The organism is Paenisporosarcina sp. P4_E4_2 (assembly GCF_056401595.1).
Genome location: NZ_JBFUJC010000560.1, coordinates 1 through 1,182, shown reverse-complemented (window position 1 = coordinate 1,182; position 1,182 = coordinate 1). Strand labels below are relative to the sequence as shown.

At 42.5% G+C, this 1,182-nt stretch carries 2 protein-coding genes; both read right to left on the bottom strand.

Going from position 1 to position 1,182, the window contains the following annotated elements; translation table 11 throughout:
* Nucleotides 1-810: cupredoxin domain-containing protein (locus AC1DSB_RS19715; RefSeq protein WP_477587470.1), on the bottom strand; the 810-nt coding region annotated here is incomplete at its 3' end.
* Nucleotides 807-1,118: a hypothetical protein gene (locus AC1DSB_RS19710; RefSeq protein WP_016426609.1), complete on the bottom strand. Its 312-nt coding sequence runs from the start codon at nt 1,116-1,118 to the stop codon at nt 807-809. The genes AC1DSB_RS19710 and AC1DSB_RS19715, both read right to left, overlap by 4 nt.
* Nucleotides 1,119-1,182 lie beyond the last annotated feature (64 nt).

The window sequence follows — 1,182 nt, the reverse complement described above, 5'->3', positions numbered from 1 at the left end:
GAATTTTGCAGGATCCCCTACATATCCCCTCAAAATCGGGGTTGATGGATCTCCAAATACCCATGAGTCATGATGGACTTCTTCACCTTCCGTATTAGGTCCTACAACCCCTTCTTCAATGAGCTGCTGGCGTCTGTTGATCGGTTCATACCGGTAGTTAGCCCCATGAAAGGATTCCTCCTCCTGATTAGTAAGATGATTGATTGGCCGGTTTCCCGTTAAATCATCGACCTCCATTTCATCATGGAATATCCAGGCGTATTCCCGATACGAAGGAAGCAAAGGATGATGTACATCAGCATACACACCGCTATTCATGGTTTTGCCCGTCTCTGGGTCCGTCCACCAGGAAAAGCGGGGCTGGATCAATAAAGCCCCAAACAACCCATTGGAATTGGAACCATTTTCACCGCTTGCCGGATTGCCCAGATCAGAAAAGATATACGTTCCTTCTTTAACCGCATGCAATCGATATAGAATAGATTCACCTGGGGCAGCCGTCGTATCTTTATTGAACCCTACATTTGCTCCGTCCGATTGGCATACATCATATTCGGCTTGCTGAAAATGCATGCCTGTATTGAAATCCAATTTATTTTTGAAAAGAATTTCAATGGTTTCTCCTTCATTTGCCCGGATGACGAGAGGCTGGACGAGCTCAACAGAAGAGAAAGGATTCTTTTTGACCAAGTCTTTAACTTTATGCTCATTTTCTTTCAGAACGTACATCATCCCATTAGGGTTGTGGTCCCCAAATGAATTCAGAACAATACGAATCGGAATTGCTGCTACATGATACCTTCTAGTCATGCAAGTTCCTCATCTGAATAATCTTTTAAATAAGGAATTTTTGCCCCGGTGCCTGTTTCAATGTAGAACACATCAATGGAATCGATATGAATGTTCCACACCTTTCCTTCCAAGGCAGGTACGGATGTGGTTTGTACATACAATGTCACGATATCTCCCAATATTCCTTTGATCTTGCCTATGAACATAAATGGAAAGGCTTCAGTCAATATGAATGCCCGCCGTCCTATATTTTTTTTGAAATAAAATACAAGAGCTTCCTCTCTTGTATCATTAACCGGCCTGCATTCACTTTTTTCGTTAGTCATTTAATAATCTCTCCTCAATTATGCTAATGGGAACACTTCATCAACAGGCACTTCGGTCGAGTAA